The organism is Cryobacterium sp. CAN_C2 (assembly GCF_015751745.1).
Lineage (GTDB): Bacteria > Actinomycetota > Actinomycetes > Actinomycetales > Microbacteriaceae > Cryobacterium.
Genome location: NZ_JADOUX010000006.1, coordinates 144,247 through 163,319, shown reverse-complemented (window position 1 = coordinate 163,319; position 19,073 = coordinate 144,247). Strand labels below are relative to the sequence as shown.

Genomic DNA, 19,073 nt, shown 5'->3' with positions numbered 1-19,073 from the left:
TCGGAATCGTCGAGGTGACCAAACCGCACCCCGTCCAACGCGGAGGCCAGAATCGCACCGGCCTGAGCTATCGCCGCGACCCGGGAGAACACCGGATCCGGGGTGGAGCCGGTGGCGGCGGGCGGGGCGGTGAGGGTCATGGCGGCGGTGCCTCCTTCACCCACAATTATAGCCCACACCACCCCCAAAAGCCGAGAGAAACTCAGAAAGGTGCTGATTTAGATTCAGAGATAATTCTGATTGTGATGACTGACGCGTCATCAGGCGATTGGCCAGAACTTCATCGCACAGCGCCGGTACGACCACGCATTCATGGGAGGGCGGCCATCGTGGCGGAATTCGCGAGAATCTTCCCCGGTGTTGCTAACCGGGGGCGGAGCGTGGTCGATAGCTAGTGGTGTCAGCCCATGGATGGGCCGGCGCACATCACCCAATCACGGAGGAATACATCATGGGTATGCAGATCAACACCAACCTCGCGGCCAACAACACGTACCGCAACCTGGCCGCCACGCAGAACGACATGTCCAAGTCGCTGGAGAAGCTCTCCAGCGGTCTCCGCATCAACCGCGCAGCGGATGACGCGGCCGGCCTCGCCATCTCCGAGGGCCTCAAGTCGCAGGTCGGCGGCCTCACGGTCGCCAGCCGCAACGCCCAGGACGGCATCTCGGTCATCCAGACCGCAGAAGGTTCCCTGAACGAGGTCACCTCGATCCTGCAGCGCATGCGTGACCTCGCCGTCCAGGGTGGTAACGACTCGAACAGCACCCAGTCGCGCCTCGCCATCAAGACCGAGGCCGATGCACTGGGCAAAGAACTGGACCGCATCACGGAGGGGAGCCAGTTCAACGGCACAGACCTGCTCAAGGGTGGCACGATGACCTTCCAGATCGGTGCCGGTGCAACCGCCAACGACAAGATCGTCGTCAACAACGCGGACGTGGCCACAGCGGTTGGCACACTGGGCAGCGCGACGGGTGCGGCCGGCTTTGTCGTGACCGACAACGCCACGGCCCAGACCACGATCACCGCGATCGACACGGCAATCACGGCGATCTCTTCGCAGCGCGCCGACCTGGGTGCCGTGCAGAACCGCTTCGAGAGCGTCATCAAGAACCTGGCCGTTGCCAAGGAGAACCTCACCGCTGCCGGTTCGCGTATCCGCGATACCGACATGGCCGAGGAAATGGTGAAGTACACCCGTTCCAGCATCCTCTCGCAGGCCGGTACCGCCATGCTCGCGCAGGCGAACCAGTCCAACCAGGGCGTGCTGCAGCTCCTCCGCTAAACCGGTGAGCTGAACCTTTCGGGCAACCGCACGGTGAACTATGGCTGGTGGTGACCGAGAGATGAACTGGACCTCATCCCTCGGCCGCCACCAGCCATTCGCGTTGCACCAGCCCGAGCCAGCGTGACCCAACACAATCCAGCACTACCAGGAAGCAGAAGGAGGAGACGACATGGTCACAGCGATTGACGGCCTCGTCAGCGGCCTGGACACCACCAGCCTGATCAACTCCCTGATGCAGGTCGAGGCAATCCCGCAGACCCAGCTCAAGGCCAGGGTCTCCGCCGCCCAGACCATGATCACGGCGCTCCAGGGTCTGAACACCCAGGTGGCCGCTCTCGCCGACCTGGCCAAGACCGCCGCCAAGCCGGCCGCTCTCGATCTTTACTCGGCCACCAGCAGCTCCACCGGTGTCACGGTCACCACCTCGACCGGTGCCGCTGCCGGCCAGCTCGACCTCGTCGTCGGCAGGCTCGCCCAGACCCAGGTCATGGTCTCCGGCCCGGTCACCGCCTGGCCCGACACCAACCTCACCGTCACGCGGGCTGACGGCACGGCCACGACCGTCACCGGCGCCTCGACCTCGCTCGACGACATGGTCTCGGCCGTGAATGCGGCCGGCGCCGGCGTCATCGCCACCAAGGTTGCCGTGGGAGTCGACGGTTTCCGTCTGCAGTTCACGGCCACCGCGTCCGGCGCGGCCGCCGGCGTCACGATTTCAGGCACGACCGTGCCGATGACCCAGACCCAGGCCGCGCAGGATGCCGAGGTCACCCTCTGGGCCGGCACCGCGGCCGAGCAGAAGATCACCTCCGCAACCAACACGTTCGCCGGCATCCTGCCCGGTATGACGCTCACCGTCTCGGCCGTATCGGTCGACCCGGTCAGCATCACCGTGGCCCGCGACGACGCACAGATCAGCACCCGCGCCGCCGACCTGGTCACCGCCCTGAACGGCGTGTTCGCCACGATCACGGCCAGGACGACCGTGAGCACCACGACGAACTCCTCCGGGATCTCACGGACGACGGCCGGACTGTTCTCCGGTGACAGCACCATCCGGGACACGAAGCAGCGCATCCTCTCGGCGGCCTCCCTACCCGTGAACGGGCGGTCCCCGTCGGAGTACGGCATCAGCATCAGCCGGTTGGGAACCATGGAGTTCGACCCGGCCAGGTTCGCCGCCGCCCTCGCCAAGGACCCGGCGACGGTGAAGGCCGCCGTCACGGAGATCGCCGCCCGGGTTGCGGCGGCCGCCACCACGGCCTCGGACAGATACGACGGCCAGCTCACTCAGAAGATCACCGGTGAGCAGTCCACCGTGCGCAACCTCGGCGACCGCATCGCCGACTGGGACCGCAGCCTGGCCACCCGCCGGGCAACCCTGCAGAGCACCTACACCGCACTGGAAACCCAGCTCAGCGCCCTGAAAGCCCAGTCCTCGTGGCTGAGCGCCCAGGTTGCCGGGCTCCCCAGTTCCAACTCGACCACAGGATGATGATGGCTGTTATGAGCATGATGGGTGGGGCACAGGCCCGACGCGCACAGTTGAACCGCGAAGCGGTGCTCTCGGCCACGCCGGTGCGACTGCTCACGATGCTCTACGACCGGCTGCTGCTCGATTTGAACCGGGCCGAAGCCGCGCAGGGGCGCCAGGACTGGCAGGTTGCCAGCGACAACCTTCTGCACGCGCAGGCCATTGTGTCTGAACTGAGTACCTCGCTCAACGTGGAGGCCTGGGACGGCGGCGACGGGCTGTTCTCGCTGTACACCTACGCGTCGACGGCGATGATGAGCGCGAACACGCATCGGGATGCGGCACGGACACGCGAATGCATTGATCTGCTCGAGCCACTGCGGTTGACCTGGCATGAAGCGGCCGGGATGCTGCCGGCTCAGCCGGTCGCAGCTGCGCGGGTTGGCGGGGTGCTGGGGATTGGGTAGCGACGCGAATCTGCAGGCGTGGAACGCTGCGTTGGACGCACTCGAGCTGCAGCTGGAGGAAGCGGCGCGATTGGTGGTCTCGACAAGCTCGACCAACGAAGATGTGATGGTCTCGACAAGCTCGACCAACAGGGCTGGCTCGACCAACGCGTGGACCCCACCGGCAGGGCTGGCGGCGCTCCCTCCCGAGCTCGGGGCGCGCGTGCGGCACCTGCTCGGTAATCAGAAGAAGCTCGTGGGGGAGCTGGCGGCGGCGCGCGCGGGCGTGGGTCGGCACTTGGCCGCCGTACGTTCGGTGCCTCCGCGACGCGACGCGCGGGCATCCGTTTATCTGGATGTTGACGGCTGAAACCCTGTATCGCAACAGAATTCAAGTACTTTCAGCAAACTCCTTACGAAACTCTCACCCGCGTCGATAACTACCAGTGAGCATGGATTGCTCATACCGGGCCACGGATTGGCCGTCTTGTCTCTTGTCGACGAAACGGGTAACCATGCTTGATTCCGTGACCTCTGTTGCGCTCACCAGTGCACTGGATGGTCTCGCGTTGCGCCAGCGCACCATCGCGAGCAACATCGCCAATATCAACACCCCGAACTACCACGCCAAGGTCGTCTCATTCGAGAAGGCCCTCGCGAAATCGGTAGCGGATGGCAGTGGCCAGGTCACTGCCAGCACCGAGCGATCGCTTGAAGCGACCGGGCTGAACGGCAACAACGTCAACCTCGACACCGAGACGCTGTCGAACATTGACGCCCTGTTGCGCTATCAATTCGCGGCGAAGGCGATCGACGGCCCGGCAACGGCCATGCGCACCGCCATCAGGACCAGCTGATGGTCGACGCAATTGGCATCGCGGGCAGCGGAATGACCATGCACCGCAAATGGCTCGACGCCATCGCCGACAACCTCGCCAACACCAGCACCGTCACAGCCACCAGCGACAGGGCCTTTCAAGAGCGCTACATCGTCGCCCAGGAGGGGCAGGGCGTTTCGGGAGTCTCGGCCACCGCGGCATTCGGCGACACCGCCGGTGCCCTCGTGTATGAGCCGGCGCATCCGCTGGCCGACGCCAACGGTTACGTGCGTTACCCCGACATCGACATGGCCGAGCAGATGGGCCACCTGATCATGGCCCAGCGCGGCTACCAGGCCAACGCCGCGGTCGTCGACCGGGCCAAGACCGCCTACGAAGCAGCCCTGCAGATCGGACGTGGCTGATGCCGCTCGGCGCAATTGGCCTCATCCAGGGGGTCGCCGGTTCCGCTTCGCTTGGCGGCGTCATGGGCAGCTCGAGCACTCAAGCTGCGCAGGGCACCGACGGTGCCAGCTTCGGTAACGCCCTGAGCGGCGCGGTCGACAACCTGCAGAGTCTCTCGTCGACCTCGAACGCCCTCGCCATTCAGGCCGTCTCGGGCGACCTCAACGATATTCACACCGCCACCATCGCCTCGACCCGCTCCGCGGTCACGATGGAACTCGTCGCCGCCATTCGTAACAAGGGCGTCGACGCGTTCAACGAGATCATGAGGATGCAGGCCTAATGCCCCGTCAGGTCACCAGCGTCTTTCGCCGTTTCGGCAACGCTATTCGCGAATTCACCATTGCCCAGCGCACCGTAGCCATCATCGGTGTTGCGGTGCTCGTGCTCGGGGCAGCTGCGCTCGGTATGTGGGTCACCAAGCCCGCGTTCACGCCCCTGTTCACCGGGCTGAGCGGTTCTGACGCGAACGCCGTCGTTGAGCAGTTGCGTGCCGACGGAGTGAAGTATGAACTGGCCGATGGCGGCGCGAGCGTCATGGTGCCCGAGGCGAACGTGTACGACGAGCGTCTCAAGGCCGCGGCCGCCGGGCTGCCGTCGGCGAGCACCGGGGGATACTCGCTGCTCGACACGATGGGCGTCACCTCGAGCGAGTTTCAGCAGTCCGTGACCTACAAGCGTGCCCTTGAGGGCGAACTGGCCAAGACCATCGGTGCCATGGACGGCGTGCAGACCGCCTCCGTTCAGCTGGCCATCCCCAAGGACAGCGTCTTCGTGTCTGAAAAGAACGACCCGACGGCGTCCGTTTTCGTGCAGACCAGCAACGGCGTGACGCTCTCGAACGAACAGGTTCAGGCCATCGTGCACCTTACGAGCGCCTCGATCGACGGCATGAAAGCCTCAGATGTGGCCGTCATCGACGCGAGCGGCACCGTGCTCTCGGCCGTTGGCGTGGGCGCGACCGGCTCTGCCGACCAGCAGGCCGCCGACTACGAGTCGCGTGTGCGGGGCGCCGTGCAGGCCATGCTCGACCAGGTCGTCGGCGTCGGCAACGCCACCGTCGTTGTGGCCGCCGACATGAGTTACGAATCTGCCTCTCGCGTTGAAGAGTCGTTCACCACGCCGACCAACGCGCCGACGCTGAGCGAATCAGTGGCGACCGAGAACTACAGCGGTGGTGGGGGAGCCGCCGCCGGCGTGCTCGGTGCTACGTCGACCACCGCGACGGGTGCTGCCGCCACGACTACCGGTACGACCAACCCCGATGGCACCTTCACCTCGGGCACGACGACCAAGAACAACGCCATCAACAAGGTGACCGAGAACCGCACGATTCCGTCCGGCTCGATCAAGCGCCAAACCGTCTCGGTCGTGCTCGACACCGCAGCGGCCAAGGTGCTCAACGTTTCCGATGTAACGTCGATGGTCACCTCGGCCGCCGGTGTCGACACCGTGCGCGGCGACGCCATCACCGTTGAGGTCATGCCGTTCAACACCTCGGGCGCTGCCTCCGCCGCCGCCGCGCTCAAAGCCACAGCGGATGCCGCCTCGGCAGAGCAGCTCGCCGACATCATCCGCGTCTCGGTCATCACCGCCGGCATCGTCATCACCCTCGTGGTCAGCCTGCTGCTCTACGCGCGCCGCTCGCGCCGCCAGAGCCGCGAAACGGTCGAGCTCGGCGATCTCTCCGAGATGCAGAACGCGCTTGGCGAAGGCGCAGAGACCCCGAACGCCCTGACCGCCGGGCCGGGCTCGCTGTTCTTCAACCCGAGCGACCTGCCCACCCAGGTCATTCGCACCGTGGCCTTCGAGCCGACACCGGCAGACATCCGTCGCGCTGAAATTGACGCGCTGGCGCAGAACGACCCGCGCGGCACCGCCGAGTTCTTGCGCGGGCTGATGGACGATCGGCAGCCGGCATGACCGACTCCGCGGCGAAAGCCTCGGCCGCGCTGACCGGCACTCAAAAGGTCGCCGTCGTGCTCATGAACATGGACCGCCAGCGGGCCACCGAAGTTATGAAACAGTTCACCGACGTCGAAGCTGAGGTCATCGCGTCAGAGATTGTGCAACTGCGCAAGGTTGACTCGTCCGTGGCCGAATCAACCCTGATCGAGTTTCAAGAGATCACCCAGCGGGGCAGCCGCCACGCGCGCGGTGGCCACGACTTTGCCGCCGGCCTTCTTGAGGCGTCGTTCGGTGCCGAGCGCGCGGCCGGTGTGCTGGCCCGTGTCGCCACCTCTATGGCCGGCAAGGCCTTTGAATTTCTCGACACCTCAGAACCCAACGACGTACTCAACCTGCTTGACGGCGAAATGCCGCAGACCATCGCCCTCGTTCTGGCGCACCTGCGCCGCGAGCAGGCCAGCGGAGTACTCACCGGCCTGGACCCAGCCCTGCGCACCGAGGTCGCCCGCTGCATCGCCACGATGGGCAGTGCAACGCCCGAGGCGATTCGGGTCGTCACCGAGTCGCTCAAGCAGCGCACCGGCGCCGTCGTCTCTCGTGAGGTCGTCGAGGTCGTCGGTGGTATTCAACCGCTCGTCGATATTCTCAACCGAGCGGATGCCGCCACCGAGCGCTCCCTGCTCGAAGGCCTCGAGGAGAGCGACCCGGCTCTGGCCGAAGAGGTGCGTTCACGCATGCTCACCTTCGTCGACATCGTGAAGCTGGAGAGCCGCGACGTGCAGCAGGTGCTGCGCGGGATCGACACGACAGCCCTCGCTATGGCCCTGAAGGGCACCTCGAGCGCCGTCGCCGAGGTCATTCGCGCGAACCTGTCCGAGCGCAACCGCGACATGCTCGAAGACGAGATCAAGGCCCTCGGCCCGGTACGTCTGAGCCAGGTCGAAGATGCCCGTGCCAACATTGTGCGCGCCATCCGCGACATGGAGGCGCAGGGTGTCATTACCGTGACGCGCGGCACGGAGGACGAATATGTCAGTTGACTCCGTCTTCGGTCGCATCGCATTCCCTCGTGTGCGGGACGACGAGACCACCCGCGCTGACGAGATGGCGCGCGCCCAGGGGCACGCGGCCGGCTACACCAGAGGACTGCACGCTGCCGCCGACGAGGTGGCTCGGCGTTCAGCCGAGATGGAGGCCGAGCACGCCGAGAGCCGGCAGCTGGGTGACGCCAGGATCGACCGTGGTGTGCGACTGCTGCGTGCCGCGGCCCAGGCCCTTGACGAACGCAGCATGCCGCTGCTGCGCGAGGCCGAAGACACCCTCGTGCACACCGCCCTCGACCTGGCCGAAGCCGTGCTCGGCAGCGAACTGAGCCGCACCGAGCCGTCAGCCCGCCGGGCCCTTGAACGTGCCCAGGGCCGCGCCGACGACCTCGATCGCAGCGAGATCCACACGATTCGCATGCACCCCGATGACCTCGCCGTGCTCGGTACAGCCATCAGCAGCCTCACCGAGGTCAAATTTGTAGCGGATGCGCTCATCCACCGCGGCGACGCCCTCACCGAATTCAGCGACGGGTTTCTTGATGCCAGCATCAGCACTGCGTTCGCCCGCGCCAAGGCCGCGCTGCTCGGAGACTCCGCGTGACAACGACGATGTGGCGCCCCCGCGCCCAGCAGCTGACGATGGCCCTCAGAGCTGCGAAGCCTGAGCGGGTCGGCGTGGTGTCATCGATCATTGGCCTGAGCGTTGAGGTGCGGGGCTTGCGCTCCGCCATCGGCGAACTCGTCGTGTTGGGCGCCGAACCGCACCAGCCCGGGGTCGAAGCCGAGGTCGTGGCGACGACACGGGAGGGCATCCGCTGCATGCCGCTCGGGCGTATGACCGGACTCAAAGCCGGTGCGCGGGTGCGTACGGCCGGCACGCCTCTGCTGGTACCCACCGGCACCGGGCTGTTCGGCCGTGTCATCGACGGTCTCGGCCGCCCGATCGACGGCAAGGGGCCGCTGCTCTCTGACGGCGCCGTCGCGATCGAGAACGACAGCCCCTCGGCCATGCACCGCACCCGCATCACCCAACCGTTGCAGCTCGGCGTGCGCGTGCTCGATACGCTCACCACTGTCGGTCGCGGCCAGCGCATGGGCCTGTTCGCCGGCTCGGGCGTGGGCAAGTCGTCGCTGTTGTCGATGGTCGCCCGCGGCACCGACGCCCAGGTCTCGGTCATCGCCCTGGTGGGGGAGCGTGGCCGTGAGGTGCGCGAATTTCTCGAAGACGATCTCGGTGCCGAGGGCCTCGCGCGCTCAATCGTGGTCGTGTCGACCTCGGACGAACCGGCCATGATGCGTCTGCGTGCAGCGTTCACCGCAACCCGCATCGCCGAATCGTTTCGTGACACGGGCGCAGACGTCGTGCTCATGATGGACTCGCTGACCCGCGTCGCCATGGCCCAGCGCGAAATAGGCCTGTCGGTGGGGGAGCCGCCGGCGACCCGCGGTTATCCGCCGTCGACCTTCTCGGTGCTGGCCCGGCTTCTCGAACGTGCCGGAACCGATGAAACCGGCTCGATCACCGGCATCTACACCGTGCTCGTCGACGGCGACGACCACAATGAGCCCATAGCGGATGCCGCCCGCTCGATTTTGGACGGCCACGTCGTGCTTGATCGCAAACTCGCCATCACCGGCCACTTTCCGTCGGTCGACGTGCTCGCCTCGATCTCGCGGGTCGCCTCGCGCGTCAACTCGCCCGAACGCAACCAGATCGCGACGACCCTGCGCACTGTGCTCGCCGCCCGCGCCGCCGCCCAAGACCTGCTCGACGTCGGCGCCTACCGCGTCGGCACCAACCCGCTCGTCGATGCGGCCGTGGCCAACGATGCAGCAATTAAAGCCTTTCTCCAGCAGCGCATGAACGACCAGACCCCCACAGAGCAGGCCTGGGCGCAGCTCACCCGGCTCACCCGCACCCTCGGCGGTGTGGCATGAAACGCGGTTTCCCCCTCGCCGGCCTGCTGCGCCTTCGTCGCCTGCAACAAGACCAGGCCGCCCTCGACCTCGCCGAGGCGAACGCCCGGGTCGCCGCGATTGAAGCCCGACGTGGTCGTGCGCGCTCGGCACTCAACACCAGTGGGGCGACCCCGCAGACCGTCGCCGCGATGAACGCCATGGCCGCCGCACGTTCGTCGTCGCGCAGCATGCTTGCCGACCTCGACGCGCTCGGCCGCACCAACCAGACCAGCGCCGACCAAGCCCAGACCGTGTTCGATGCGGCCCGGGCCGAGTCGATCGCCCTGGAAAAACTTGAGGTGCGCCATCTGTCTGCCGTCGCCGCCGCTGACCTGCACGCCGAGCAGATCGTCCTCGATGAGATTGCGTCGACCCGCTGGCACCGTGACCAAGACAATTCTGACCCCCGAAGCGACGTGACCTCATGACGATGATCGCAGCCATGGGCCGCATGGAGCAGATCCAGGCCTCCCTGCACCAGCTCTCGGCCGGCGCCACCGTGCCGAAGGCCGCCGCAACCCCAGCGGTTGCTGCCACCAATGCCGACGCCTTCGCCGCGCAGCTTGCTGCAGCCATGGGCACAGGCCCGACCACCGCCACCGCCATTGCCACCGCCATTGCCACCGCCACCGGAACGAGCGCGGTCGGGTCGACCGGCGGTAAGTCGGGCGTCGACGTCGTCGGCGCGGCCAAGAAGTACCTCGGCGTGCCCTACGTCTTCGGCGGCGAAGATTCGAGCGGCATGGACTGCTCCGGTCTGGTGCAAAAGGTATATGCCGATATCGGCATAGATATGCCGCGCCTTGTCTCTGGCCAGATGAAGATGGGAACCGAAGTAGCCTCGCTCGCTGAAGCCCAACCGGGCGACCTCATCGTCACCGGTGGCGGAGCCCATATTCTCATCTACGCCGGCGACCACAAGGTCATCCACGCGCCCTACCCGGGCCGCACGGTCTGCCTGCGTGAGGCCTATATGTCCGATGCCGAGATCACCACCATCCGTCGCATCATCCCGACGGCAACCGCGGTCACCGGAAACGCTGGTAGCGGCACCGCGGGCATCGGCACCGCTGACATGCTCAGCGCCGCGTTCGCATCATTCGCCAAGGGAGGCGCAGCGTGAGTCTCGTTCTGAACCAGTTCAAGCCGGCCGCGCCTGCGCATTCGGCGGCACACTCCGCTGGCGCAAAGGCGTCGGGAGCCCAGTCTTCGGGAGCCCAGTCGTCGGGAGCCCAGTCGTCGGGAGCCCAAGGCTTCGCCTCGATCATGCAGAACTCGGTGGATGAATTGTCCCAGGCCACTCCGGCCGTGGCCGCGACGACCGCAGCGAACCGCGCGGGGGCCGCCCAGCCGGTTCAGATGCAGACCGTGTCGCCAGCAGCGCGTCAGCAAGGCGCCGTGGTCTCGCTGGCGAACGCCGTGGTCTCACTGGCGAACGCCGTGGCCACCGTCGCAGATGAGTCGATGATCGCCGATGACACTGCGGCCACCGATACTGCGTCTGATGGCGCGGCACCGACCGCTGCGCCGGTGGCAGCACCGACTCCTGCGCCTGTTGCGCCACTGGCATCGGTCGCCGGTTTCGTGCCTTCCTGGGTGCAGGCTGGAGTAAATGTTGCGGCCAGCACCGCGAACACGGTTTCGGCTGAAACTGCCGCAGCGGTGTCGAGCACAGCTTCGACTTCGACGTCTGCCGCGGCCACCGCGCCTGCTGGCGCCACATCGGTCGCGGTCGCATCAGCCGCCCCTGCAGCGACCATTCCGGCCAACCCGACCATTCCAGCCTCAGCGACCACCCCGGCCGACGCGGCCAGCACACCACCGGCGGCCAGCACGTCGGCTCTGCCCACGTCGAGCCTGCCCACGTCGAGCCAGCTTACGCCTTCGAACCCGGCGACTACTGCACCAGTGTCGCCAGCCGCACCGCCGACGCCGACGGTCGCGCTCGCTCTGCCCGCCGACACCGTCAAGGCGGGCACCACGAAGCTTAACGCCGTTCGTCTGGTGACAGCGGATGCCGCCGCTCCGGCGGTGACCCCCACCCTCGGTGCGCTGACCCCGCTCTCCGCTGTCGTGTCAGCCGCTCCCGTTGCGCCCACCGCCCCGGTCGCCCTAATGGCACAGGCCGCGCCCGTTCCCCTGGCCGCACAGGTAGCCAAACCGATCTTCTCGCTGGCCAACGTGGGCCCCGGGGAACACATGATGACCATCAGCGTCACCCCCGACAACCTCGGACCGGTCACCGTGCGCGCCCACGTCTCGTTAGAGGGAATTCGGGTCGAACTGTTCGCACCGACCGAGTTGGCGCGCGATTCACTGCGGGCGATCATGCCCGATCTGCGCCGCGACCTGGCCGGCTCGGGGCTGAATGCCCAATTGAACCTGTCGAATCAGAACCTGGCCAGCCACAACCCGGCCAGCCAGGACAATCCGGGCAATTCGGCGGGGTCGTGGCAGCAGGGCGCTGATCGCACTGCTCGCGTCGGCCACGAACCAGACACTCCAGCCGAACCGCTGCGCCCCCAGCGTTTTGGGGAAGACTCGACCATCGACGTGATGGCGTGAGTGCCGTTTCTACTCGAGAAAGTGAGATCAGCCGTGACCGTTGAATCAATCGCAGCCGCTTCGAACGCCGGCCTGAACACCGCCGCCACGACGCGCATACCCAAACAATCGATGGACTCCGACGTGTTCATGTCCTTGCTGGTCACCCAGCTGCAAAATCAAGACCCGAGCTCGCCGATGGACACCAACGAGATGATCGCGCAGACCACGCAGCTCGCCATGATGGAGAAGATCACCGCGATGACGACGGCCAGCCAGGAGGGTTTCTCTTTGCAGATGCGCACCTCGGCGGCCGCGATGGTCGGTCAGACCGTCACCTACAGCAAGCCTGACGGTACAGAGGTCACCGGTGTGGCCACGTCGGTGTCGTTCGCCGGTGCCGTTCCCCAGGTCACCGTTGACGGCAACCCGGTTGCCCTCGACGTTATTTCGGGAGTCAGGACCCCCGTCACCACGTAGGCACCCTTCGCTGCACGTTAAACCCCCGCTCTTTCCAGCTTCACTTCTTTCTACTCATTGAAAGGCAGTACTCATGCTTCGCTCTCTCTACTCCGGTATCTCAGGTCTTCGTTCACACCAGGCCATGCTCGACGTGACCGGCAACAACATCGCCAACGTCAACACGACCGCGTTCAAGGCCTCGGCCGCGCAGTTCCAGGACACCCTCTCGCAGCTCACCTCGGGCGCCGGTGCTCCCCAGGATCAGGTCGGTGGCACCAACCCGGCCCAGATCGGCCTCGGCGTGCAGGTCGCCGGTATCGCCACCAACTTCTCGCAGGGTTCGTCGCAGGCCACCGGCAAGTCGACCGATCTCATGATCAGCGGCGACGGTTTCTTCATCACGCAGTCCGGCGGCGAGACCCTCTACACCCGCGCCGGATCGTTCGACTTCGACTCCGCTGGGCGTCTCGTGTCGCCCGACGGCGCCATCGTGCAGGGCTGGGGTGCCAGCGCCACCGGGGTCGTCAACGACGGCGGTGCCACCGGCAACATCCAGCTGCCGGTCGGCGCGATCAGCGCTGCAACCCGCACCACCACAGCATCGTTCACCGGTAATCTACCCTCGGGCGCCACAGTGAACACCGTGCTAGAGCGTGACATCCAGGTCTTCGACGATTTGGGAACCTCCAGCACGGTGAAGTTGTCTTTCACGCGGTCATCGGCAACCCAGTGGACGGTCAGTAACTCGCTCGACGCAACCACGACGACTCTCACGTCGAACGGATTGGGCGGCTTCACGGGAACTTCCACGCTCGTCGCTGGCAACATCACCGTGAATCTGTCGAAGCTCGAAGGCTTCGCCGGTATGACCACCGTCGCTGGCGCCGCCAACGACGGCAACGCCGCGGGAACTTTGAACTCCTACACCCTCGGCGCTGACGGCACCCTGATGGGCCTGTTCAGCAATGGAAACCAGCTCGCGATCGGCCGCGTCGCCCTCGCCAACTTCGTCAACCCTGGTGGGCTCGAGAAGGCCGGTTCCTCGGCCTACCGCGCCACGTTCAACTCCGGAGCGGCGACCACGGGGACCCCGGGCTCGGCTGGCCTTGGCTCGCTGCAGAGCGGTGCCCTCGAAATGTCGAACGTCGACCTGTCGCAGGAGTTCACCAACCTCATCGTCGCCCAGCGTGGCTTCCAAGCCAACGCGCGCATCATCACGACCTCCGACGAGGTTCTGCAGGAGCTGACCAACCTCAAGCGCTGACACCTGTGATCTCGACGGGCTCGACCACCGGTTGCGACGGGCTCGACTGACGAACTCCGCTGGTCGAGCCTGTCGATACCCTGACGCTGTGCAAGCTAACGCTGGCGGGCCGGTGGCCGACAGTAGCTGGTGACGCCTCACTCGAGTCGTTCAAACCAGGGATGAGCTCATGATCGTATTGACGCGGCTGAACGACAGCCACTTTGCGATCAATCCAGACCTGATTGAACGCATCCACGAAAACCCGGATACCACTCTGGTCATGGTCGACGGCGCCAACTTCATCGTGACCGAATCGATGGACGATGTCATCGAGAAGATCGCGAGCTATCGGGCCCACGTCATCGCCCTCGCCTACGAGCCGACTGCCGGCAATCTGGCCCGAGGCCCCAGGGCCATCTAGTGGATCCCGCGACACTGATCGGAATCCTCCTCGCGTTCGGCGCGCTCGTGGCGATGATCACGCTCGAACACTCATCGGTCATGTCGATTCTGCTTCCGGCTCCGATGATCCTGGTCTTCGGCGCCACCATCGCTGTCGGCATTGCCGGCGGAACCGTGCGCGACACCATCATGGCCTTCAAAGCTCTCCCCGGTGCGTTCCGTGGCAAGATCACCCCGCCGCAAACCGTCATCGACCAGGTTGTCGGCCTCGCCGAGACCGCGCGCAGCTCGGGCCTACTGGCTCTTGAACAAGAGGCAGACACGGTCAACGACCCGTTTCTGCGCGATGCCCTGCAGAACATTGCGGACGGCACCGACGGCGATGAACTGCGAATGCTGCTCGAAGACTCCATCGCGACCAAGGCTCGATCCGCCCGGAGCGCGGCCAAGTTCTTCAACAGTCTCGGTGGCTACGCGCCCACCGTCGGCATTGTCGGAACGGTCGTCTCGCTCACCCACGTGCTCGAAAACCTTTCAACCCCCGAAAAGCTCGGTCCGATGATCGCGACCGCATTCGTAGCGACCCTCTGGGGGCTGCTCTCGGCCAACTTCATCTGGCTGCCAATCGGAGCACGGCTGCGGCGCCTTGCCGACCTTGAGGTCGACCGCATGACGCTGCTCATGGAGGGTGCCCTGGCCGTGCAGGCCGGCAGCCAGCCGCGTCTGTTGGGCGAACGACTGCGCGCCATGATTCCTTCAGAGGATCTGCCGAAAGTCAACACCAAGACGCTTCCCAAGGCAGCATGAGCGTCCGGCCTCGTCGACGCAAGAAGGTTGAGGACGAAGAGGTTCATCCCGATGAACGGTGGATGGCGTCCTATATGGACATGGTGACCGTGCTCATGTGCATGTTCATCGTGCTGTTCGCCATGTCGACGGTCGACCAGGCCAAGTTTGAGAAACTCGCCAATTCACTCGCGAGCGGCTTCGGCACCGTTGAGGCCGGCAAGATCGATACCGCCGAAGGCGTGGTCGTTCCGGCAGACAAAATCAATGATGTGGCCGAGGGATTCATCGATACCGCCCTGACCAATACCGCCCTCACCGATGCCGCGAGCGCCCGTGAGGAGGTGCGCACCTTGAAATCGATCGAAGACCAGGTGAACGCCAACCTCTCTGCTGCGGGCATGACCGATCGCATCTCGTTCACCATCGACGAACGAGGGTTGACCATGGGGCTCGTCGGGTCTGAATCGTTCTTCGCGCCCGACAGCACGGCGCTGAGCGCCGTGGCGACATCCGTTCTCGATGCGGCGGCACCGGTTCTGGCGGCGGCGAATCGACAGATCTCTGTCGAGGGTCACGCTGACAAGCACGGACAGTCGGCGATCTTCGCCACCGACTGGGAGCTCTCGAGTGGGCGCGCGACACAGGTACTGCGGCGCCTGGTTGAGCAGGGTGGCGTGACGCCGGGGCTCATCGGCGCGGTCGGTTACGGCTCGGCGCGGCCGGCTTCGACCGGTTCAACCCTCGCCGACATGGCGCAGAACCGTCGGGTCGACATTGTGTTGCTCTCCGACAAAAGTGACGGGGTGCGCGCTTTGATCCCGGCGGCCCTCGAAGCTGACGGAACAAGCGTCGCCACAACGCCGTAGAACGCAAAATATCCTCAGAAACTGTCCGGCGTCCCTCTCCTTACCTTCTGAGCGCGGTGACCGATAGTCCAAACGTGACGGTCCAGGAACACGTTGAAACCAGTGCGCCAACAAAGGCGCCCAAACCGGTGGAGTTATATGACTTCCGTCGGCCGACCACTTTGGCGCGCGATCATGCCCGCGTGCTGGAACTGGCCTGTGAAACCTTTGCCCGCCAGTGGGGCACCCAGATCACCGCCCGCGTCAGGGCATTGTGCACGATCACCTGCGACCAGGTACTCATGGCCACCTACGATGAGTACGCCGCCTCACTGCCGGCGAAAACCGCGATGGTCCTGTGCACGATCGCCGGGATCGAAGCCCGCGCTGTCTTCCAATTTCCGACGTCAACGGGCCTGACCTGGGTCAACCACATGCTTGGCGGCAACGGCACGCAGGTCATTCCGGCCGAGCGTACCTTCACCCAGATCGAACTGGCGCTCGTGCGCCAGCTCATGACCGAGGGCCTCGAAGACCTGCGCTACTCGTTCGGGCCGCTGCTGGTGCACGACATCGCCGTTGAGGCGATTCAGTTCAACTCGCAGTTCGCCCAGGCCGCCGCCACCGGTGACCACATGATCGTGGCCAACTTCTCGATTCGCGTCGAAAAGGTCACCGTCGCTGCGACCCTCGCCATTCCCGCCACGGCGCTCATTCCGCAGCTCGGCGAAGTGAACCCGACCATGACCGGCACCAACTCTGCAGAATTTCTCAAGGCACAGATTGCAGCCGTGCCGGTCGAGGTGTCGCTGCGCCTGACACCGGCGCACGTGCTTCCCAGTCGCATCCTGTCCCTTGCGGTCGGCGATGTACTCCCCGTTCCCCACCCAAAGCATCGTCCGCTCGACCTGGCTGTCGGGGGACAGCCCCTGGCCCGCGCGGCCGTTGGAGCCAACGGCTCCCGCCTGGCCTGCATCATCATTGACACCGAGGAGAAAACCCAGTGATTTCGACCCAGCCCATCGCCGACGCAGCCGTGGACGAACTCATCCGGGCCTTGCCCACCGGCATGCCCTTGCAGGCCACACCGCACTTCGGCAGCTCGGCCCTGTCGGCTCGGGTCGGTTCAGCAGTCGTCGCCTCCTACGTCGGCACAACATCGGCCGACCTCGCCATTGTGCTCATGGACCCGGCCTCCCTCGACGCCGCGGCCGGCGCCGCCCCCTCGCTCGTCTCCAGCCAGGATGTGCTGCGCCCCGCGCTCGAGAGTGCCTCCTCGGTGCTCGGCGTCGGCGTGCTCGGCGACTCTGCGCGCGAGGATGCCTCCGCCCTGTTCGCCGCAGAAGACACCACCGTGTTCGAACTGAGCGCAGCGGGCACCATCACCGGATGGTTCGCCATCCGGATCCGCCAGAACGGTGTCGTTCGCGGATATACCCTGCCCGCCACTCGTTCGGTCATGGGGAATCTGGGTCGCATCAACAACGTCGAAATGACCCTCACCGTTGAGATCGGGCGAACCCGCATGTCCGTGCGCGATGTGCTCAACCTCGAGCCCGGCGCGGTCATCGAACTGGACCGCTCCGCCGGCGCGCCCGCCGATATTCTGCTCAATGGCCGTCTCATCGCCCACGGTGAAATCGTCGTCGTCGACCAGGACTACGCCGTGCGCATCACCCAGATTCTTGACGTCGCCGAGGGCCAGTCATAAGTGGATACCCTCATTGTTGCGTTGCGGGTGGTGCTGTCGCTGGGCGTTGTGCTCGGGCTGCTCTGGTACCTGCAGCGACGCCTGACCAAGGGCGGCGGTCGACAGAAAGCCAAAGCCGACCTCGTCGTGGTGGTTGGCCGACAGGCGATCGGCCAGAAGGCATCCGTCGTCGTCGTTGACGTCGACGGTCAACGACTCGTTCTGGGAGTCACAGAGCAGTCGGTCAGCGTTCTGCATGGCAGCGACACACCGGTGCCAGAGCCAGCGACCGCGGCCCCCGGCTACACCGCCGACGCCTTCGCCCGGTCTCTGACCACCGCAACGTCGGCTGAACCGGTGTTGACGCCGCCGCTCGCGTTCCGTCCGCGCCGCGCGCACGGCGCACCCACCAGGGTCTCGGCAACCACGAACCCTGACGGCACTATTGCGCCGTCGTCCCGCCTGGCCGGGTCGATTCTGTCGCCGGCCACCTGGCAGCAGACCGCCGCCGCGCTTCGGCACGGCCGGTGAACGCCCGGGTCTCGCGGTTCGCCACCCGACAGAACTACGTTCGCATCGGCATCCTGCTCGCCTTCGTGGTGCTGATCACCGTCGTGATCCTCTGGGTCAGCCAGAGTGCCGGCCACGCTGTGCCGGTCGACCCGGCCATGCCCGACTCCCCGACCCTTCCGAATGACCCGACCCTTCCGAGCGACCCGGCAAACCCGGCCGACAGTGGCGGGGGCGGGCTGAGCATCGACATCAACGGTCCAGACGGCGCACCGTCGTCGGCGATCGTCACCCTGCTGGGCATCACACTGCTCTCGGTGGCACCCGCGCTACTGCTCATGATGACGAGCTTCACGAAGATCTTCGTCGTGCTCGCGATGACCCGGAACGCCTTGGCCCTGCCGTCGATCCCGCCGAACCAGGTGCTCGCCGGGCTGGCCCTGTTTCTGTCGCTGTTCATCATGGCGCCGATTCTGACCGACATCAACAACATTGCCCTGCAGCCCTACCTCGAGGGCACCATGAATTTCACGGATGCTCTGAACATCGGTTCTGAGCCGCTACGGCAATTCATGCTCGCCAACACCCGCGGTGAAGACCTTGCGCTGATGACCCGTGCCGCCGACCAGCCCAACCCTGATAACCCCGACGACGTCACCCTGCTCACGCTCATTCCCGCATTTATGATCTCTGAGCTGCGCGCCGCCTTCATCATCGGCTTCGTCATCTTCATTCCGTTCCTGGTCATCGACATCGTCGTCTCGGCCGCCCTCATGTCCATGGGCATGATGATGCTCCCACCGGTCATGATCTCGTTGCCGTTCAAGATTCTGCTGTTCATACTCGTCGACGGGTGGGGCCTCATCATCACCTCACTCATCGGCAGTTATCAGATGGTCACATGAACACCAACGCGGTTCTCGATATTGGCCTGCAGGCCCTGATTCTCGCAGCGAAACTGTCCGCGCCGGTGCTCATCACCGCGCTCGTGGTCGGGTTCGTCATCTCGCTGCTGCAGTCGATCACGCAGATCCAGGAGGTGACGCTGTCGTTCGTGCCCAAGGCGATCGCCGTGTCGCTCGCCCTGCTCATCTGCGGTCACTGGATGATCTCTGAGTCGGTCGCGTTCACGAACCAGATGTTTGAAAAGATTCCTGCACTCCTCGGCGGTGGCTGAG

The 19,073-nt window shown here is 65.5% G+C and carries 24 protein-coding genes; all 24 read left to right on the top strand.

Annotation, left to right across the window (positions count from 1 at the left end; all coding sequences use genetic code 11):
- The first annotated feature begins 451 nt into the window (after positions 1–451).
- The 24 genes from IWX77_RS07420 to fliQ all read left to right on the top strand — a co-directional run bounded on the left by IWX77_RS07420 (position 452) and on the right by fliQ (position 19,072).
- On the top strand, positions 452–1,288 hold the full coding sequence (locus tag IWX77_RS07420; protein ID WP_196843868.1) for a flagellin N-terminal helical domain-containing protein: 837 nt from the start codon (positions 452–454) through the stop codon (positions 1,286–1,288).
- A 172-nt stretch (positions 1,289–1,460) separates the two neighbouring features.
- Positions 1,461–2,786, top strand: a complete 1,326-nt coding sequence (gene fliD, locus IWX77_RS07415; RefSeq protein ID WP_196843867.1) for a flagellar filament capping protein FliD — start codon at positions 1,461–1,463, stop codon at positions 2,784–2,786.
- 11 nt (positions 2,787–2,797) lie between these two features.
- Positions 2,798–3,232 (top strand): flagellar export chaperone FliS, encoded by a 435-nt coding sequence (locus IWX77_RS07410; protein WP_297413241.1) that lies wholly within the window; start codon positions 2,798–2,800, stop codon positions 3,230–3,232.
- Positions 3,233–3,263: 31 nt separating this feature from the next.
- Positions 3,264–3,581 carry a hypothetical protein gene (locus tag IWX77_RS07405; protein ID WP_196843865.1) on the top strand — a complete coding sequence of 106 codons (318 nt, stop codon included), beginning with the start codon at positions 3,264–3,266 and terminating at the stop codon, positions 3,579–3,581.
- Positions 3,582–3,726: 145 nt separating this feature from the next.
- Positions 3,727–4,068 (top strand): flagellar basal body rod protein FlgB, encoded by a 342-nt coding sequence (locus IWX77_RS07400; protein WP_196843864.1) that lies wholly within the window; start codon positions 3,727–3,729, stop codon positions 4,066–4,068.
- Positions 4,065–4,454 carry a flagellar basal body rod protein FlgC gene (locus IWX77_RS07395; RefSeq protein ID WP_196843891.1) on the top strand — a complete coding sequence of 130 codons (390 nt, stop codon included), beginning with the start codon at positions 4,065–4,067 and terminating at the stop codon, positions 4,452–4,454. The genes IWX77_RS07400 and IWX77_RS07395 overlap by 4 nt, the downstream gene beginning before the upstream one ends.
- The gene (locus IWX77_RS07390) at positions 4,454–4,777 is read left to right on the top strand and encodes a flagellar hook-basal body complex protein FliE (RefSeq protein ID WP_196843863.1); all 324 of its coding nucleotides are present in this window, start codon (positions 4,454–4,456) and stop codon (positions 4,775–4,777) included. The genes IWX77_RS07395 and IWX77_RS07390 overlap by 1 nt, the downstream gene beginning before the upstream one ends.
- Positions 4,777–6,417: a flagellar basal-body MS-ring/collar protein FliF gene (gene fliF / locus IWX77_RS07385; RefSeq protein WP_196843862.1), complete on the top strand. Its 1,641-nt coding sequence runs from the start codon at positions 4,777–4,779 to the stop codon at positions 6,415–6,417. Before IWX77_RS07390 ends, fliF begins: the two co-directional genes overlap by 1 nt.
- Positions 6,414–7,442 carry a flagellar motor switch protein FliG gene (gene fliG, locus IWX77_RS07380; RefSeq protein WP_196843861.1) on the top strand — a complete coding sequence of 343 codons (1,029 nt, stop codon included), beginning with the start codon at positions 6,414–6,416 and terminating at the stop codon, positions 7,440–7,442. Before fliF ends, fliG begins: the two co-directional genes overlap by 4 nt.
- Positions 7,432–8,049, top strand: a complete 618-nt coding sequence (locus IWX77_RS07375; RefSeq protein WP_196843860.1) for a FliH/SctL family protein — start codon at positions 7,432–7,434, stop codon at positions 8,047–8,049. Before fliG ends, IWX77_RS07375 begins: the two co-directional genes overlap by 11 nt.
- Positions 8,050–8,057: 8 nt before the next feature.
- Complete coding sequence (locus IWX77_RS07370) at positions 8,058–9,386, top strand: FliI/YscN family ATPase (RefSeq protein WP_196843890.1); 1,329 nt, start codon at positions 8,058–8,060, stop codon at positions 9,384–9,386.
- Positions 9,383–9,835, top strand: coding sequence for a flagellar export protein FliJ (locus IWX77_RS07365; protein WP_196843859.1), 453 nt, complete (start codon positions 9,383–9,385; stop codon positions 9,833–9,835). Before IWX77_RS07370 ends, IWX77_RS07365 begins: the two co-directional genes overlap by 4 nt.
- Positions 9,832–10,530 carry a C40 family peptidase gene (locus IWX77_RS07360; RefSeq protein ID WP_196843858.1) on the top strand — a complete coding sequence of 233 codons (699 nt, stop codon included), beginning with the start codon at positions 9,832–9,834 and terminating at the stop codon, positions 10,528–10,530. Before IWX77_RS07365 ends, IWX77_RS07360 begins: the two co-directional genes overlap by 4 nt.
- Positions 10,527–11,972: a flagellar hook-length control protein FliK gene (locus IWX77_RS07355; protein WP_196843857.1), complete on the top strand. Its 1,446-nt coding sequence runs from the start codon at positions 10,527–10,529 to the stop codon at positions 11,970–11,972. The genes IWX77_RS07360 and IWX77_RS07355 overlap by 4 nt, the downstream gene beginning before the upstream one ends.
- Positions 11,973–12,005: 33 nt before the next feature.
- Positions 12,006–12,431: a flagellar hook capping FlgD N-terminal domain-containing protein gene (locus IWX77_RS07350; RefSeq protein WP_196843856.1), complete on the top strand. Its 426-nt coding sequence runs from the start codon at positions 12,006–12,008 to the stop codon at positions 12,429–12,431.
- 73 nt (positions 12,432–12,504) lie between these two features.
- The gene (locus tag IWX77_RS07345) at positions 12,505–13,677 is read left to right on the top strand and encodes a flagellar hook protein FlgE (protein WP_196843855.1); all 1,173 of its coding nucleotides are present in this window, start codon (positions 12,505–12,507) and stop codon (positions 13,675–13,677) included.
- Between the two features lie 169 nt (positions 13,678–13,846).
- Positions 13,847–14,080, top strand: coding sequence for a flagellar FlbD family protein (locus IWX77_RS07340; RefSeq protein WP_196843854.1), 234 nt, complete (start codon positions 13,847–13,849; stop codon positions 14,078–14,080).
- Entirely contained in the window at positions 14,080–14,868 is a 789-nt protein-coding gene (locus tag IWX77_RS07335) for a motility protein A (RefSeq protein ID WP_196843853.1), read from the top strand. Before IWX77_RS07340 ends, IWX77_RS07335 begins: the two co-directional genes overlap by 1 nt.
- On the top strand, positions 14,865–15,716 hold the full coding sequence (locus IWX77_RS07330; protein ID WP_196843852.1) for an OmpA/MotB family protein: 852 nt from the start codon (positions 14,865–14,867) through the stop codon (positions 15,714–15,716). Before IWX77_RS07335 ends, IWX77_RS07330 begins: the two co-directional genes overlap by 4 nt.
- A 74-nt stretch (positions 15,717–15,790) precedes the next feature.
- Positions 15,791–16,702: a flagellar motor switch protein FliM gene (locus IWX77_RS07325; protein ID WP_196843851.1), complete on the top strand. Its 912-nt coding sequence runs from the start codon at positions 15,791–15,793 to the stop codon at positions 16,700–16,702.
- On the top strand, positions 16,699–17,406 hold the full coding sequence (gene fliN, locus IWX77_RS07320; RefSeq protein ID WP_327012115.1) for a flagellar motor switch protein FliN: 708 nt from the start codon (positions 16,699–16,701) through the stop codon (positions 17,404–17,406). The genes IWX77_RS07325 and fliN overlap by 4 nt, the downstream gene beginning before the upstream one ends.
- Complete coding sequence (locus tag IWX77_RS07315; protein ID WP_196843850.1) at positions 17,407–17,916, top strand: flagellar biosynthetic protein FliO; 510 nt, start codon at positions 17,407–17,409, stop codon at positions 17,914–17,916.
- Positions 17,913–18,800: a flagellar type III secretion system pore protein FliP gene (gene fliP / locus IWX77_RS07310; protein ID WP_442784435.1), complete on the top strand. Its 888-nt coding sequence runs from the start codon at positions 17,913–17,915 to the stop codon at positions 18,798–18,800. Before IWX77_RS07315 ends, fliP begins: the two co-directional genes overlap by 4 nt.
- Positions 18,797–19,072: a flagellar biosynthesis protein FliQ gene (fliQ, locus tag IWX77_RS07305; RefSeq protein WP_196843849.1), complete on the top strand. Its 276-nt coding sequence runs from the start codon at positions 18,797–18,799 to the stop codon at positions 19,070–19,072. The genes fliP and fliQ overlap by 4 nt, the downstream gene beginning before the upstream one ends.
- Position 19,073 lies beyond the last annotated feature (1 nt).

What these genes read in the sequence shown, in the direction of transcription:
- IWX77_RS07390 (WP_196843863.1), top strand. Translation starts at nt 4,454, where the DNA reads ATGCCGCTCGGCGCAATTGGCCTCATCCAGGGGGTCGCCGGTTCCGCT.
- IWX77_RS07375 (WP_196843860.1), top strand. Translation starts at nt 7,432, where the DNA reads ATGTCAGTTGACTCCGTCTTCGGTCGCATCGCATTCCCTCGTGTGCGG.
- fliG (WP_196843861.1), top strand. Translation starts at nt 6,414, where the DNA reads ATGACCGACTCCGCGGCGAAAGCCTCGGCCGCGCTGACCGGCACTCAA.
- IWX77_RS07370 (WP_196843890.1), top strand. Translation starts at nt 8,058, where the DNA reads ATGTGGCGCCCCCGCGCCCAGCAGCTGACGATGGCCCTCAGAGCTGCG.
- fliD (WP_196843867.1), top strand. Translation starts at nt 1,461, where the DNA reads ATGGTCACAGCGATTGACGGCCTCGTCAGCGGCCTGGACACCACCAGC.
- IWX77_RS07365 (WP_196843859.1), top strand. Translation starts at nt 9,383, where the DNA reads ATGAAACGCGGTTTCCCCCTCGCCGGCCTGCTGCGCCTTCGTCGCCTG.
- fliQ (WP_196843849.1), top strand. Translation starts at nt 18,797, where the DNA reads ATGAACACCAACGCGGTTCTCGATATTGGCCTGCAGGCCCTGATTCTC.
- IWX77_RS07345 (WP_196843855.1), top strand. Translation starts at nt 12,505, where the DNA reads ATGCTTCGCTCTCTCTACTCCGGTATCTCAGGTCTTCGTTCACACCAG.
- fliF (WP_196843862.1), top strand. Translation starts at nt 4,777, where the DNA reads ATGCCCCGTCAGGTCACCAGCGTCTTTCGCCGTTTCGGCAACGCTATT.
- IWX77_RS07400 (WP_196843864.1), top strand. Translation starts at nt 3,727, where the DNA reads ATGCTTGATTCCGTGACCTCTGTTGCGCTCACCAGTGCACTGGATGGT.
- IWX77_RS07360 (WP_196843858.1), top strand. Translation starts at nt 9,832, where the DNA reads ATGACGATGATCGCAGCCATGGGCCGCATGGAGCAGATCCAGGCCTCC.
- IWX77_RS07340 (WP_196843854.1), top strand. Translation starts at nt 13,847, where the DNA reads ATGATCGTATTGACGCGGCTGAACGACAGCCACTTTGCGATCAATCCA.
- IWX77_RS07420 (WP_196843868.1), top strand. Translation starts at nt 452, where the DNA reads ATGGGTATGCAGATCAACACCAACCTCGCGGCCAACAACACGTACCGC.
- IWX77_RS07410 (WP_297413241.1), top strand. Translation starts at nt 2,798, where the DNA reads ATGAGCATGATGGGTGGGGCACAGGCCCGACGCGCACAGTTGAACCGC.
- IWX77_RS07330 (WP_196843852.1), top strand. Translation starts at nt 14,865, where the DNA reads ATGAGCGTCCGGCCTCGTCGACGCAAGAAGGTTGAGGACGAAGAGGTT.